Below are 219 nucleotides of genomic sequence, written 5' to 3'. Positions count from 1 at the left end.
AGGCAACTAAGCGCTTATCGCCGGCAATTTCTTTGGCAATGACAACAGCTTGTTGCACAGTTGGGTGTTGGCTCAACAGTGCCTCAATTTCGCCCAATTCGATCCGGAAGCCACGCACCTTCACTTGGTAGTCAATGCGTCCGAGATACTCAATGTTGCCATTAATTAAATAGCGGACTAAATCTCCAGTTTTGTATAATCTATGACCAGCATTTCCAA

At 45.2% G+C, this 219-nt stretch carries 1 protein-coding gene; it reads right to left on the bottom strand.

Features of this window, described 5'->3' with window-relative positions:
- Nucleotides 1-219: hypothetical protein (locus AABK37_RS42555; protein WP_432557316.1), on the bottom strand; the 219-nt coding region annotated here is incomplete at both ends.

Source organism: Tolypothrix sp. VBCCA 56010 (assembly GCF_050875635.1).
Classification (GTDB): domain Bacteria; phylum Cyanobacteriota; class Cyanobacteriia; order Cyanobacteriales; family Nostocaceae; genus Hassallia.
The sequence above is the reverse complement of the archived record's forward strand: the minus strand, read 5'-3'. Positions and strand labels throughout refer to the sequence as shown.